The 14,781-nt window shown below is 32.1% G+C and carries 11 protein-coding genes; 7 read left to right on the top strand and 4 right to left on the bottom strand.

The annotated features are described in order from the left end of the window. Positions 1–4: 4 nt before the first annotated feature. On the bottom strand, positions 5–2,254 hold the full coding sequence (locus tag E5167_RS15535) for a fasciclin domain-containing protein (protein WP_239021957.1): 2,250 nt from the start codon (positions 2,252–2,254) through the stop codon (positions 5–7). 182 nt (positions 2,255–2,436) lie between these two features. On the opposite strand from E5167_RS15535, the gene mnmA reads away from it, so the two are divergent. The 7 genes from mnmA (at position 2,437) to E5167_RS06445 (ending at position 10,770) form a co-directional block, all read left to right on the top strand. Beyond that, a complete protein-coding gene (gene mnmA / locus E5167_RS06475; protein WP_136842312.1) occupies positions 2,437–3,624 on the top strand; it encodes a tRNA 2-thiouridine(34) synthase MnmA in 1,188 nt (395 codons plus the stop codon). Between the two features lie 25 nt (positions 3,625–3,649). Continuing rightward, on the top strand, positions 3,650–5,278 hold the full coding sequence (locus E5167_RS06470; protein ID WP_136842310.1) for a S8 family serine peptidase: 1,629 nt from the start codon (positions 3,650–3,652) through the stop codon (positions 5,276–5,278). Then, positions 5,279–6,217: an NAD(P)H-dependent flavin oxidoreductase gene (locus E5167_RS06465; protein ID WP_136842308.1), complete on the top strand. Its 939-nt coding sequence runs from the start codon at positions 5,279–5,281 to the stop codon at positions 6,215–6,217. A 20-nt stretch (positions 6,218–6,237) separates the two neighbouring features. Beyond that, a complete protein-coding gene (locus tag E5167_RS06460) occupies positions 6,238–6,786 on the top strand; it encodes a hypothetical protein (RefSeq protein ID WP_136842306.1) in 549 nt (182 codons plus the stop codon). Between the two features lie 146 nt (positions 6,787–6,932). After that, positions 6,933–7,706 (top strand): nucleoside triphosphate pyrophosphohydrolase, encoded by a 774-nt coding sequence (gene mazG, locus E5167_RS06455; protein ID WP_136842303.1) that lies wholly within the window; start codon positions 6,933–6,935, stop codon positions 7,704–7,706. A 12-nt stretch (positions 7,707–7,718) separates the two neighbouring features. Beyond that, on the top strand, positions 7,719–9,290 hold the full coding sequence (locus tag E5167_RS06450) for an NAD(P)/FAD-dependent oxidoreductase (protein ID WP_211242135.1): 1,572 nt from the start codon (positions 7,719–7,721) through the stop codon (positions 9,288–9,290). Then, positions 9,277–10,770, top strand: coding sequence for an ArnT family glycosyltransferase (locus E5167_RS06445; protein WP_169301389.1), 1,494 nt, complete (start codon positions 9,277–9,279; stop codon positions 10,768–10,770). The genes E5167_RS06450 and E5167_RS06445 overlap by 14 nt, the downstream gene beginning before the upstream one ends. 200 nt (positions 10,771–10,970) lie before the next feature. Here E5167_RS06445 and E5167_RS06440 read toward each other — a convergent pair whose 3' ends face one another. The 3 genes from E5167_RS06440 to E5167_RS06430 form a co-directional block, all read right to left on the bottom strand. Next, a complete protein-coding gene (locus E5167_RS06440) occupies positions 10,971–12,947 on the bottom strand; it encodes a DUF349 domain-containing protein (RefSeq protein WP_136842297.1) in 1,977 nt (658 codons plus the stop codon). Between the two features lie 84 nt (positions 12,948–13,031). Further along, entirely contained in the window at positions 13,032–13,769 is a 738-nt protein-coding gene (locus tag E5167_RS06435) for a shikimate dehydrogenase family protein (protein WP_136842295.1), read from the bottom strand. Beyond that, positions 13,762–14,781 (bottom strand): DUF368 domain-containing protein, encoded by a 1,020-nt coding sequence (locus tag E5167_RS06430; RefSeq protein ID WP_136842293.1) that lies wholly within the window; start codon positions 14,779–14,781, stop codon positions 13,762–13,764. The genes E5167_RS06435 and E5167_RS06430 overlap by 8 nt, the downstream gene beginning before the upstream one ends.

The raw sequence follows: 14,781 nt of genomic DNA, 5'->3' as shown, positions 1-14,781 counted from the left end.
GTATTTAATCTAAGTTTGGTAAAACAACTTTGTCTATTACGTGAATAACACCATTAGCTGCTTGTACATTTACTTTAACAATATTACTAACTCTACCATTAGCATCAGTTAATGTTGCACCTCCTGTAACGTTGGCAGTAATATCTCCACCCAAAGTCCCAACGGTCATATTATCCATTAAATCTTCTGCTCTTACATTAGCTGCAGCTACTGCATGATGATCTAAAGTTGCTTTTAAAACAGGCTCTGTAATATCTCCAAGTCCAGAAGCTCCAAGTTCTGTTAACAAGTTCCCGAAAGCATCGTTAGTTGGAGCAAATACAGTAAATGGTGCTGGACTAGTACCTATATTAGTTGAGAGTGTTCCTACATAATCAAAAGTTAAATCATCTCTTGTTAATGCTGCTACTAATGTTTCAAATGTTGAATCAGCTAGAGCAAAATCAACAACTGTTGGTAAATCAATTACAGTGTCAACTACATGAATTACACCATTTGAAGCAACAACATCTGCAGCAGTTACATCTGAAACTCCGTTGATAGTAACACCACTATCTGTATTGATATACATGCTAAGATTATTCATTGTTCCATTAAAAGTTGCTGCAGTATTTACATACATGTTTTCTAAATCACTAGACATAGCTGTAGCTCCAACAATTACGTGGTTAGATAGTATTTGATCTAAGCTATTAGAATTTGGATTAGTAAATGCACTAAATGCTGTATTGTCAGGAGCAAATACTGTGAAATCTCCAGCGGCAGATAATAAGTCTGTAAACGTTGTACCATACGATGTTAATGCACCTACTAAACTTGAGAAATTAGGGTTAGCTACAGCATGATCAACAATTGTAGGTAAACCTATTACAGCATCTACAATATGTATAACACCATTTGTAGCCTCAATATCTGGAGTAGATACATTAGAAACACCATTTAAAGTAACTCCTGATGAAGTATCAACAAACATGCTTAAATTTAAATCGCTTCCTGATTTTGTTGCTAAAGTATTTATATACGTTGTAGTAAGTTCAGTAGACATTACACCACCTGAAACTACGTGATTCAATAATACCTGAGTTAATACATCAACAGGAATATCATCTAAACTAGCAAATCCGTTAGCAGATAAAAAGTTCATAAATGCTGTATTTGTTGGAGCAAAAACAGTATAATCTCCAGGATAACTCATAGTTTGTACCAAACCAGCTCTACTTAAAGCATCTACTAAAATGCTCAATTCAGGCGTGTCTATTGCAATTCCTGCAATACTAGGTTGTTGAGGTAAAATAACTTTATCTATTACATGAATTACACCATTTGCTGCTTGCACATCAACTACAACAATATTACTTACTCTACCATTTACATCAGTAATAGTAGCACCTCCAGTAACATTTCCTGTTACATCGCCTCCAAGTGTACTAATTGTCATGTTATCAGTTAAAGCAGAAGAACGAACATTAGCACCAGCTATAGCGTGTAAATTTAAAGTAGCTTTAAGAGTTGGCTCATCAATATCTCCAAGTCCAGAAGCATCAAGTTCAGTTAATAAATCGCCGAAGGCAGCATTTGTTGGAGCAAAAACTGTGAATGGTGCAGGAGTTGTTCCTGCTGGTGTTGAAAGAGTACCGACAAAATCAAAAGTTAAATCATCTCTGGTTAAAGCAGAAACAAGAGTTGAAAATGTGTCATCAGCAATTGCAAAATCAACAACGGTTGGTAGGTCTATTACCGCATCTACTATATGTATCACACCGTTTGATGCTTCAATATTAGCAGTAGTTACATCTGATACACCATTTAAAGTTATTCCAGCTGAAGTATCAATGAAAATACTAATGTTTTCTCCAGTAGTAGCTTCTCTAGCCATAGTTTTACCGTAAGAAGTAGATAAATCAGATGATCTTAATTCACCTTGAATAACATGGTTTAATAATATTTGACTCAATACGTCAGTAGGTACATCGCTTAAGCTAGAAAAGCCGTTGGCAGATAAAAATGCCAAAAATGCATCGTTTGTTGGGGCAAAAACTGTAAATGGTCCACCTGAAAGTGCTTCAGGTAAATTTCCGTCTGCAGCTACTAATGCATCTACTAAGATACTTAGTTCTGGTGTTTCACTAGCAATACCCACTATGTTAAGTGTTCTCACTACATCTGGATTGTCATCATCTTTGTTACAAGATGTAAATATTATTGACGCAAAAAGCGCAATAAGTAATACGTTGATTTTTTTGAATGTTTTCATTTTGTAATTATTTTCGTAATTTTGTTTGACAAATATAGATAAAGATTAAACAAAATATCAATATTGTTTCAAAAAATTAACAAAACTTTAAACAAAACTTATTTTTTAAATTTTTCCTATAAACCTCATTAGCTTGTGTTTCATTACAATAGTTGTAAATTTGCAGCTCAATTTAAATGTTAATGAAAAGAGTAATAGTAGGACTTTCTGGTGGTGTAGATTCTAGTGTCGCAGCTTATGTGTTAAAGGAACAAGGCTATGAAGTGATAGGCCTATTTATGAAAAACTGGCACGATGACTCTGTGACTATTTCAGATGAGTGTCCTTGGTTAGATGATAGTAACGATGCAATGCTTGTTGCTGAAAAATTGGGTATTCCTTTTCAAACGGTCGATTTGAGCGAACAGTACAAAGAACGTATTGTTGATTATATGTTTAAAGAATATGAAAAAGGACGTACGCCAAATCCTGATGTATTATGTAATAGAGAGATTAAGTTTGATGTCTTTATGAAAATTGCTATGGATTTGGGTGCAGATTATGTTGCAACAGGTCACTACTGTAGGAAAGGAATTATCACAAAAAAAGGGAAAGACATATATCAATTACTTGCTGGAAAGGACACCAATAAAGATCAATCTTATTTTTTATGTCAGTTATCCCAAGAACAATTATCAAAAACATTATTTCCTATTGGTGAATTAACAAAACCAGAAGTGAGACATATTGCTTCTAAAATTGGTTTAGTAACTGCTGATAAAAAAGATTCTCAAGGGTTGTGTTTTATTGGTAAAGTAAGATTACCTGAATTTTTACAACAACAGTTAAAACCAAAAGAAGGTGTTATTGTTGAAATACCTGAATCATATAGTAAGTATCATCAATTATCTCCTCAATTTGATAATAAAGAAGATGAATTAGCTTATTTATCACGTAAAATTAAATATTCAGTTAGTGATGGTAAAGTTGTAGGGAAGCATCAAGGAGCTCACTATTTTACAAAGGGACAACGAAAAGGGCTAGCTGTTGGCGGCACTGTGGAACCATTATTTGTAATAGATACTGATGTTGACGAAAATGTGATTTATACAGGACAAGGAAAATCCCATCCAGGACTTTACAAGAAAGTGCTCTTTGTAACGAATGACGAATTACATTGGATTCGTGAAGATTTAAAACTTAACGTTAGTGAATCTATGGAAGTTTTAGCACGTATTAGATATAGACAGCCATTAGAAAAAGCAACACTTTATAAAGTAGATAGTGGCATGTATGTAGTTTTTCAAAATCCACAATCTGCTATAACAGAAGGGCAATTTGTAGCTTGGTATTTAGACGACGAATTAGTAGGTTCTGGAGTAATTTCTTAAATTGCAGAAACCAAATCTCAAAATCATGAAAAAGAGATTACTATTTTTTGCTTTATTATGGCTTCCCTTTATTACTTCAGCTCAACTAATAGAAGATGCTTGGGTTTATTTTACAGATAAAGAAGACGTTGCTACCAAAATTGCGAATCCGCTTACCATTCTTACTCAAAAAACTATAGACAGAAAAAACAAACATAGTGTTACCATTGATGCTAGAGATGTTCCTGTAAACGAAACCTATATTTCTCAAATAAAAGGAGCTACAGGAATAACGGTTTATGCAAAATCTAAATGGTTTAATGCAATTCACGTTCGTGGAACCGAAACGGATATTGATAATTTAGAAACTACATTTAGTTTTATAGACCATATAGAGTTTGCAGATAAAAGTTTAAATACTACAAGAATTTCTATATCTAATAAAAAAGCAAAAGATAAGTTTTCGGTCGAAAACACAAGAGTGGTTTTCAATTATGGAAACACACAAAATCAAGTAGAAATGATTAAAGCCGATGATTTACACTTAGCCGATTATACTGGTGAAGGTGTTACTGTTGCAGTCATTGATGCAGGATTTCCTAATGTTAATACCATGGGTGCGTTTCAGCGTTTAAGGAATAATGGCGATTTACTTGGAGGTTACGATTTCGTGAACAGAACAACTGATGTCTATGCTTCAACCGTTAGCGATCATGGTACTAAAGTATTAAGTACCATGGCTGGATATGTAGAAAACCAATATGTCGGCACTGCTCCTGATGCCTCTTATTATTTATTCTTAACCGAAGATGGTTTAGATGAAAACCCAGTAGAAGAAAGTTATTGGGTAGAAGCCGCCGAAAGAGCAGATAGCTTAGGTGTTGATATTGTTAATACATCTTTAGGGTATAAAGATTTTCCAAGTTACCCAAGATACGATTATACCTATGCAGATATGGATGGGAATACAGCATTTATTACTAGAGGAGCTAATATAGCTTTTGAGAAAGGCTTGCTTCTAGTGAATTCTGCAGGAAATGCTGGTAATAATGGCGTTAATGCACCAGCTGATGCAGCAGGTGTGTTTGCTATTGCTGCGGTAGATGCTAACGAAAACTATGTGTCGTTTAGCTCAAAAGGAAGTGCCATTCAACCAACACACAAACCAGATGTTGCTGCTAGAGGAGGGTTGGCTTATGTTATAAATAGTGGTAATATTATTGTTCAGAACAATGGCACATCGTTTAGCTCTCCAATAATGGCAGGCGGTTTAGCATGTTTAATACAAGCGTTACCAAATTTAACCAATGCCGAAATTATGCAGTTAGTGCGTGAATCTGGGTCAATATATAACACACCAAATTACGAAATAGGTTATGGTATTCCAGACTTACAACAAGCATTAGGTACTGTTCTTAATGAAGGAATTATTCTAGAAACGGAATTTAAAATATTTCCTAACCCTGTCAAAAATTTATTATTTATCAATTTCCCTGAAAATGTCAATTCAGCAGACGTAAAAGTATTTGATGTGTTAGGAAAACTTGTAATAGACACAACTATTTATATAAATAACAGAAGCCTAAACTTAAGCAGTTTATCTAGAGGAATGTATATAGCTAAGTTGCAAGGTGATAATAAAAAAGCAAATACTTTTAAACTTTTAAAAAAGTAAATGAACAGAATTACACAACTTTTCAATATAAAATATCCAATTGTTCAAGCAGGAATGATTTGGAATAGTGGTTGGCGCTTAGCCTCTGCAGCAAGTAACTCAGGAATTTTAGGACTTTTAGGAGCAGGTAGTATGTATCCAGAGGTCTTAAGAGAACATATTCAAAAATGTAAAGAAGCAACCGATAAACCTTTTGGGGTGAATGTCCCAATGTTGTATCCCAACATTCAGGAGATTATGGACATCATTGTTGAAGAAGGCGTGAAGATTGTTTTTACCTCTGCTGGAAACCCTAAAACATGGACTAAGTGGTTGCAGGATAAAGGCATTACCGTTGTGCATGTGGTAAGCAGTGTAAAGTTTGCTTTAAAAGCGCAAGACGCAGGAGTTGATGCTGTAGTTGCTGAAGGTTTTGAAGCTGGAGGACACAACGGAAGAGACGAGACTACAACCTTGACTTTAATTCAAATGGTAAAAGAACAAATTACTATTCCTTTAATTGCTGCTGGAGGTATTGCTACTGGAAGAGCGATGTTGGCAACCATGATTTTAGGAGCTGATGGTGTACAAATAGGTAGTCGTTTTGTAGCTAGTGAAGAAAGTTCAGCCCATCAGGCGTTTAAACAAGTTGTGGTTGATGTCAAAGAAGGCGATACACAACTCACTTTAAAAGAACTAGCACCAGTAAGATTGGTTAAAAATAAATTTTTTAACGAGATACAAGAACTGTATAAAACAGCACCAACACCAGAACAGCTTAAAGAATTACTTGGAAGAGCCAGAGCTAAACGAGGCATGTTTGAAGGCGATTTAGACGATGGCGAACTTGAAATAGGGCAAATAGCCGGACTCATACACGATATTAAACCTGTAGCTAAGATTGTTGATGAGATTGTAACTGAATTTGAGGTGGCTAAAAAAGAGATGGTTGAATGTTAATACAGATGTACATTTAGGAAATGAAACACATAAAATTAACATTTGTTCTTTTACTGTTTTTTAATTGTCAAAATTCAAAGGAAGAGCATGTTGCAATCGGAACATGGAATAAATGTGATAAAGACGGTAGTTATATTGAATGGAAAATCACTAATCAATATATGTTAATCCTTACAACAAGATCTAACGAAATTTTTCTTTTTAAAAATAATATTATTAATAATAATTTGGTTTTATCTGAATTTAAAAATGGAACAAGATTAGTTGGAAACAATGATACAGTAGTGACTGTGAGAAGGTCAAAGAATAAAATTATTTTAAGAAGTCGTTTTACTGGAGATTATTCAGAGCTTAATAAAGCAGAATTTGATTTCGAACCAATTGATTCAACTAATTTAGAATTGTGGAGAAAAAACATTTTATCGGAATTTAATAGAAGAGCTTCGAATGTAATTTGTACTGACACAAGAAATAAAGATGAAAAAAGGTATGATTTTGAAGTTGAGAATATTGGGGAATTGGAAATGGATAAATTAGATAAAATTAAAATAGATTCGATAGAAAATTAATAATTTTAACTGTATTACTAGTTGATTGCTACGAATAATTTGATTATAGAATGAGTATTGATACATGATTTACCTACTATTTTCTTTTAATAACAATTCTCTAAAACCTCGTTCAAATCTGTTATTTTTGTTCAAACTTTTAAGACATGAATTCCCGAAAAGACCAACTAAAAGCGTTTGATAGATTATTGACCATTATGGATGAGCTGCGTGAGCAATGTCCTTGGGATAAAAAACAAACCATGCAAACCTTACGCCACTTAACCATTGAGGAAACCTATGAGCTAGGTGATGCCATTCTAGACAACGACTTACAGGAAATAAAAGGGGAGTTAGGAGATTTGTTATTACACATAGTGTTTTATGCAAAAATTGGTAGTGAAACCAGCGATTTTGATATAGCAGATGTGACTAACGCTATTTGTGAAAAACTCATTAACAGACATCCTCATATTTACGGCGATGTAAAAGTAACGAACGAAGAAGAGGTAAAGCAAAATTGGGAAAACTTAAAGCTTAAGGAAGGAAAGAAAAGTGTTTTAGAGGGTGTTCCTAAAAGTTTACCAGCGTTAGTAAAAGCAAACAGAATTCAAGATAAGGTGGCTGGAGTAGGCTTTGATTGGGAAGCACCAAATCAAGTATGGGAAAAGGTAGAGGAGGAGCTTAAAGAGTTTAAAGATGAGGTTGCTAAAGGTGACCAAGATACCATTGAAAGTGAATTTGGCGATGTATTGTTTTCTATGATAAACTATGCACGTTTCTTAAACATAAATCCAGAAAATGCGTTGGAGAAAACCAATAAAAAGTTTTCTAAACGATTTCAGTATCTAGAACAAAAAGCGAAGTCAATAAATAAGCCATTAAAAGATATGACTTTAGCTGAAATGGATGTATTTTGGGAAGAGGCTAAAACTTTATAACCAATTTTAAATTTGAAAGAAACCGCAATCATTATTGGTGCAGGACCAGCAGGATTAACAGCAGCTTACGAGCTGGTTACCAGAACCAATATTAAACCTATTGTGTTAGAACAGTCTAACAAAATTGGAGGTATTTCTAGAACTGAAGTCTATAAAGGCAATAGAATAGATATTGGAGGGCATCGTTTTTTCTCTAAATCTAAAGTAGTAATGGATTGGTGGCAGCATATTTTGCCAATTCAAGGGCAGCCTTCAAAAGACGAAAAAGATATTCAAGATGCTAATCTACAAAAGCAAATTGCTCAAAAACTAAGTGAAAATGGTCCAAATCCTGAGAAAACCGATCGTGTGATGCTCATTAGAAGTAGATTGTCAAGAATCTTCTTTATGCGTAAATTTTTTAACTATCCTATTAGCTTAAATTGGAATACTATTGCATCACTTGGTTTTTTTAAAATTGTGAAAATAGGATGGACATATATGTTAATTCAAATATTTCCACCAAAAAACATAGATTCTTTAGAAGACTTTTTAATTAGCCGATTTGGAAAAGAATTGTATGAAACTTTTTTTAAAGATTACACCGAGAAAGTTTGGGGAGTGCCTTGTTCTAAAATTTCATCAGAATGGGGAGCTCAACGTATTAAAGGACTTTCTGTTACAAAAACAATATTACATGCTATAAAAGCCATATTTGTAAAAGATAAATCTATTAGTCAAGAAAGTACTGAAACAAGTTTGATAGAACAGTTTATGTATCCAAAACTAGGTCCAGGACAGCTATGGGAAACAGTTACTAAAATAATTATTGATAAAGGAGGAGAAGTTGTTTTTAACGCAAAAGTTATTGGATTAAAAACAGAAAACAATAAAATTACAGAAGTTAGTTATACAAATAATACTACTAAAACTAAAGAAATATTAAATGGCAACTATGTGTTTTCAAGCATGCCAGTTAAGCATTTAATTAAATCCTTTGGAAGTATTGTACCGCCTAATGTGAAAGACGTTGGTCAAGGCTTGTTATATAGAGATTTTATTACGGTTGGGTTATTACTTAATGAGCTAAAAATCACTGATAAAAACAAAAAATTAATTTCTGATAATTGGATATATATTCAAGAAAGTGATGTGAAACTTGGTAGATTACAAATATTTAATAATTGGTCACCATATCTAGTAAAAGAGGATGATAAAGTGTGGATTGGTTTAGAGTATTTTTGTAATAAAGGTGACGATTTATGGGAAATGGACGATGATAAATTCATTGAATTTGCTATTGAAGAATTACATAAGATTGATATAATACATAAAGATGCTGTTTTAGACAGCACTATTATAAAAGTGCCAAAAGCTTATCCTGCGTATTTTGGAACATATGATAGGTTTGATGAGATAAAAACATTCACTGATACATTTAAAAACTTATTTTTAATAGGTAGAAATGGTATGCATAAGTATAATAATCAAGATCACTCTATGTTAACAGCTATTACCTCAGTTAATAATATTTTATCAGGAATTACTACAAAAGATAATATTTGGAGCATTAATGTTGAAAAAGATTATCATGAAGAAAAATAAGGTTTTACATATAGTCTTAAACCCTGTTTTTGTCATTCTTTTTCTGCTGATGTTATTTACAATATCAGCATTTCATTTAAATACTAATTATGATGAGTCTCTCTGGATGTATATTGGTAGCCTATGGAGTGATAAAGGTATTCCACCTTATTTAGGAGCTGTAGAAAATAAAACTCCTGGCATATTTGTGCTTTTTGCTATTTCAAATTATTTAACTTCTAGCAGTTTATTCTTTGTTAGAGCCCTTGGTGTAATAGCCACCTTACTTACTTGCTTTTTCTTGTATGCTATTTGTAAAAAAATTTACAATAAAGTTTCAGCAGTTATTTGCTTGTATGTATTTGGTTTGATAACCTGTTGGCAGTCTATGGACGGATTTGCATTTGCACATACTGAAGTTTTTATGGTGTTATTATCTACAATGGCGTTCTACTTTCTTATCAGGTTTAAAAACTTTCAAGAACATTTTAAATGGGTACTTTTTGCTGGGTTAAGTATGGGATTAGCTATTGCGTTTAAGCAAATAGCCATTACAACTGCTTGTACTTTAGGAATTGTTTTATTGATTTTTGGTAGAGGTAAATCATTTTTACTTCAAATAAAAGGACTTTTAATTTTAGTTTTTGGTATTAGCATAACTACCTTTTTAAGCTATTTAGTTTTATATTTTTATGGAGTGTCCTTCTACGAATATATTGAAGGTGCATGGTTAATTTTATTTAATACAGGCTCTAAAGTAACAAGTATTACTGAACATTTTAATAACTTTATAAGCAAACTAATTGTATCAAGGTTTGTACTTTTTTATCCATTGGTTATATGGTTTTTATTGAAGAAAAACATAATTAATCATCCTTATAAAATAGTACTTGGGGTTTGGTTATTGTTAGACTTCATAGGTGTTAATGCCTCTGGATATTATTTTGGTCATCAATTAAAGCAAATACTACCAGTTTTTTCTATAATAACAGCTATTAGTATTTCTTTCTTAATTAGTAAAAAGCACAAAGAAGATAATAACAGTATTTATACTAGAGCTGCTCAAATAATTTTGATGATTGGTGCTGTTTGCTTTCCTTATAAACAGTTATATCATAACTTTAAATTAGTTTTAGAACACAATAGTACATTAGTATTACCACATGTAGAAATTGCTAATTGGATACAAAAAAACTCAAGTAATGATGACTACATTTATATTATTGGAGGCGAACCAAATCTTATTAGAACACAAGCTATAGCTAAAAGAGCTTCTTCTAGTAAACATTTTCAGTCTATTTTTATAACAAGTGATTACGAGAGAGATGTTTTACTTGAAGATTTAAAAGAGAAACCACCAATTTTTATTTTAAGAGATCAATTTATAGATAAAGATATTTTAAAAAAATACGGAAAAAAAGTTAGAACTTTTGTTAACAACAATTATGTTTTATTGAAAACCATGCATGAGGTTGAGATACTTCAAAAACGCAAATTTTAAAAAAAATATCTTGTTAAAGATCCAAATGCATAATTTTACTCGTATATACAATATCTATAGTCATAGATACAATAAAATTGCACGGATTAATAGCACATAATTCTTTCCTTTCTAAGTGGAAAAGAATTTAAAAAATCAATTTTATTTAGTTTAGTTAGAAGTTTACATCCTACTTGTTTTAGCAAGTGGGATGTACTTTTTTAGTAGTATTGCTTAATTTTTTTAAGCTTAGCTTTCCAAGTTTCTAATTCAGTTTTATACTTGTCAATATTTTTGTGTACGTCTTTTACAAGAGGGTTGTCATCTTCAACATTAGAGAAAAACTGCAAGTTATTTTCTAACTGATTAATTTCTCCTTTAATGTCTCCAATTTTCTTTCTAACAAAATTGTGTTCGTTATCTAAAGAACGTTTATCATTAGAAATAGTCATTAATTTATTATCATATTTTAATAACTCTGTTTTAGCTTTATCTAAATTAAGTTTGCCATATAGTGCATCAATAGCTTTGTTGAATTTACCATCGATAAAACGTTTATTGTATGGTACTCTACCAATGGTTTTCCATGTTTCAATTTTACTGTTTATAATGGCCAAACTTTCATCAACATTATCCGTTAATGTTAGAGATTGAATATCTTCTAAAAACTTAGTCTTCTTGTCTAAAGCCTCAACTTCTTCTTTATTTGCGGCATTTTTATTTTCATGATATCTGTCGAAGAAATGATTGCAAGCATTTTTAAATTGCTTCCAAATTTTATCACTGTCTTTTCTTGGTACATGCCCAATTTTTTTCCAATCACTTTGAATTTTCTTCATAAGTGGAGTGGTTGTGTTAAAATCCTCACTGTCTTTATTGTCCTCAGCAATTTTTATCAGCTCTAATTTTTTCTGAAGATTTTCATATTGATCCTTTTTTAAACTTTTATAGAAGGCATTTTTATTTCGATTAAATGTTCTAACCGAATTTTTAAACTTTGCCCAAGTTTCTTCATTTACTTTTATTGGAACTTTACCAGCTTTAAAAAACTCTTCACGTAAGGCTTCAATAGCTTTTATCTTTTTTTGCCACGCACCATGGTTATTACTTTCATCTTCTGCGATTGCATCAATTTTGGCAATAATTTCATGTTTCTTTTCTAAGTTTTTTTCGTAGGCTTTATTTAACTCTTCAAAATAAGCTTGACGCTTTTCATGTATAGCTTTTGTTGCTGCACTAAAGCGTTCCCAAATGGCCTCTCTGTGTTCTTTGTCTACAGGACCTAACTCTTCCTTCCAAATTTTATGTAATGCTTGTAATTCTCTAAAGGCTCTATTGCTATCGGTATCTTTTGCTAGTTCTTCAGCGCGATCAATAATCTTGAGCTTTTGCTCTAAATTATGTTTAAAATCTAAATCTCTTAAATCACGATTTAGGTGAAGGAAATCGTAAAAAATTTCTACATGATGATGGTAATTATTCCATACATTATTGTATTTATCTCTTGGTATTGGTCCAGCATTTCTCCAACTTTCCTGAAGTTCTTTAAAATGTTTATAAGTAGTATTTATGTTTTCTTCAACATTTATAAGACCTTTTATTTCTTCAATAATTTGAAGTCGCTGCTCTAAATTTGCTTTTAAATTTTTTTCTAAATTCTTATAATAATCTTGTCGCTTATCACGATATTCTCTATAAATTTCGTTAAAACGTGTTTTTGCAGGGTTTTTAAAATGAAAATCGATAGAATTCCCTCCACCAGCTATAAATTCTTCTTTTTTCTCCTCTAATAAGGTACTAAATTTAGTGTTGAATTCGTTTTTGATGGTTTCAAAATGAGATTTTATAGTTTGAATTTTCTCATTTTTTACAAGATGTTCAAGTTCATCAACCAACGCATCAAGCGACATAGCATGATAATCTTTTTCTTCAATATCATGACGTTTGGTGTTTTCTTCATCTTCGGCATCTTCAGCATTTGAAGCATCTATTTCTTCTTGGACTTCATCAGCATCAGCTTCTTTGCTTGGAGTTTCTTTTGAAGCTTCCTCTGTTACTTCTGTTTTTTCTTCTCGCTCAACATTTGTATTAGTATCAGCAACAAGGTCAGTATCTGCTACTTTTGTAGCATCTTCTGGTTGAGTTGTAATTTCTTCTCTAATTCCATCTGCTTCTTGCAGGTTATCTTTCTCAGACATATCTTTCAATGTTTAGGTTCTTAAAGTTTAAAGATACTATTAAGAGAGAGAATTACAAAGTATTGGTGTTTATTTAGACTGGTTTTAGCATTTTTGCCAAATGCGCCATGCTTTTTCTGCTTGTAGTTCAAGCATTTTATAACCGTTACAAATACTTGCTCCTTTAATTTTAGCAATAGTTAGAAACTTGGTTTCTTCTGGGTTATAAATGAGGTCAAAAACCAAATGGGTTTTGTTAATGGCATCATAAGGAATATTAGGACACTCATTGGTTTTTGGGTGTGTGCCTAAGGGTGTGCAATTTATTATTATTTGATGTTCTTTAATATCGTTTTCAGTCAAAGAATCGTAGGTAAAAGTAGCATTAGCAACTAGGTTTCTTGAAACATAGCTATATTCAATTCCAAGCTTTTTTAGAGCATAAGCTATGGCTTTGGAAGCGCCACCTGTTCCTAATATTAGAGCTTTTTTATGATGTGGTTTTAAGTAAGGTTCTATAGATTTTTTAAAGCCATAATAGTCAGTGTTGTAACCTATTAATCTTCCGTTTTTTTTTATTTTAATAGTGTTAACTGCACCAATTTTTTTTGCTGTTTTATGTAATTTGTTAAGATAAGGAATTACCGCTTCCTTATAAGGAATGGTAACATTTAAACCTCTAAGATGATTAGTAGCATTGATTATTTCTGAAAACTCTTCAATAGTATTAATATCAAAGTTTTCATAAGTGTGGTATAGGCCTTCGTTTTTAAATTTTTCACTAAAATAAGCCCTCGAAAATGAGTAGTCTATATGTTTTCCTATAAGTCCAAATTTAGCCATTTAATTTCCTTGTTTTTTGACCATACCATTCTAAAGCTAACACTATAATAATGCCCAATAGAATGTAAGCTATTGCAATGAAAGTTTCACTTTGTATTTCTGGTAGATAGCGACTGTAATTTTCGATAATTTTCTCTCCTCTTGAGTCTAAAATTAGGGTGCTATTTTCACTAGCTTTATAAATTGTCTCTTTCCAAGGCCATACAACACCTAGCGATCCAATAATAAAGCCCATTAATAAAGATAAAGTAATGTTTCGATAATGTTTTAAAACATAATTGAGGATGTGTGAAAACGATACCAATCCTGCTACAGAACCTAATGTAAAAACAGCCAGTACTTTAAGCATCCTTATGCGTTCAGGATTGCTCACAAAAGAAAAGTCGCCAGTAAACACATCAAAAACAGTATCATAAAGAGCATTTACAGAGTCCACAAGTAAGAGTACGTAATTGCCTAATAATATGAGAATGAAAGATCCAGAGAACCCAGGAAGCGTCATTCCTGTAACGCTAATCATTCCGCAAAAAAATACAAACCAAAGGTTATCATTTTCAGTAGCTGGATCTAAAAAGCTAATACTTATTCCAATAAGTATTCCTATGCAAACCGATACTATGGTTTTGTTGCACCAATCATCAAAATCTTTACCTATGTAGTATATGGAGCCAATGATCATTCCAAAAAACACACTCCAAACGTATAACTCGTAGTGAATAATTAGGTAGTCTAATATTTTTGAAACACTAAAATAACTTACAATCATTCCTAAAAACAACAGACTTAGAAAACGACCGTTTATATAACGAAAAAAGCTTTTAAACCTACCATTTATAAGTAGTTTAAATGCTTTACCATTTACTTTTTGTAAAGAGTATATAAACTCTTCATAAAATCCAGCAACAAACGCTACAACACCACCAGATACTCCAGGAACTTTGTTCGCAGCTCCCATACCTAGTCCTTTAATAACTAAGAATAACTTATCAGTAAATGTTCTGGTGCTTTGCAT

The sequence above is a fragment of the Pontimicrobium aquaticum genome (assembly GCF_005047595.1).
Lineage (GTDB): Bacteria > Bacteroidota > Bacteroidia > Flavobacteriales > Flavobacteriaceae > Pontimicrobium > Pontimicrobium aquaticum.
This window is presented reverse-complemented; position numbering and strand designations above follow the sequence as displayed.

What these genes read in the sequence shown, in the direction of transcription:
- E5167_RS15535 (WP_239021957.1), bottom strand. Translation starts at nt 2,254, where the DNA reads ATGAAAACATTCAAAAAAATCAACGTATTACTTATTGCGCTTTTTGCG.
- mnmA (WP_136842312.1), top strand. Translation starts at nt 2,437, where the DNA reads ATGAAAAGAGTAATAGTAGGACTTTCTGGTGGTGTAGATTCTAGTGTC.
- E5167_RS06470 (WP_136842310.1), top strand. Translation starts at nt 3,650, where the DNA reads ATGAAAAAGAGATTACTATTTTTTGCTTTATTATGGCTTCCCTTTATT.
- E5167_RS06465 (WP_136842308.1), top strand. Translation starts at nt 5,279, where the DNA reads ATGAACAGAATTACACAACTTTTCAATATAAAATATCCAATTGTTCAA.
- E5167_RS06460 (WP_136842306.1), top strand. Translation starts at nt 6,238, where the DNA reads ATGAAACACATAAAATTAACATTTGTTCTTTTACTGTTTTTTAATTGT.
- mazG (WP_136842303.1), top strand. Translation starts at nt 6,933, where the DNA reads ATGAATTCCCGAAAAGACCAACTAAAAGCGTTTGATAGATTATTGACC.
- E5167_RS06445 (WP_169301389.1), top strand. Translation starts at nt 9,277, where the DNA reads ATGAAGAAAAATAAGGTTTTACATATAGTCTTAAACCCTGTTTTTGTC.
- E5167_RS06440 (WP_136842297.1), bottom strand. Translation starts at nt 12,947, where the DNA reads ATGTCTGAGAAAGATAACCTGCAAGAAGCAGATGGAATTAGAGAAGAA.
- E5167_RS06435 (WP_136842295.1), bottom strand. Translation starts at nt 13,769, where the DNA reads ATGGCTAAATTTGGACTTATAGGAAAACATATAGACTACTCATTTTCG.
- E5167_RS06430 (WP_136842293.1), bottom strand. Translation starts at nt 14,781, where the DNA reads ATGCAAAGCACCAGAACATTTACTGATAAGTTATTCTTAGTTATTAAA.